Below are 234 nucleotides of genomic sequence, written 5' to 3' on the forward strand. Positions count from 1 at the left end.
GCCCAAGCAGTTGCGGACAGCGCGCGACGACATGGCCGAGGAGGGGGTGACTCAGGTCTTCTACCCCGACATCGGCTCGACCTGGATCATCGGCGTCGTCGGGCAGCTTCAGCTCGAAGTGCTGCTGTCGCGGCTCGACGCGGAGTACACGGTCGCCGCCGGGCTCGAACCCGCGCCGGACGACACCGCGCGCTGGATCTCGGCGGAAGACCCGCAGGAGCTCAAGACCTTCGC

At 68.8% G+C, this 234-nt stretch carries 1 pseudogene; it reads left to right on the forward strand.

Going from position 1 to position 234, the window contains the following annotated elements:
• Nucleotides 1-234 (forward strand): annotated as a pseudogene (prfC, locus tag AC0CH3_RS18010) (peptide chain release factor 3); the annotation flags it as partial.

Source organism: Sphingomonas sp. AC449 (assembly GCF_979253475.1).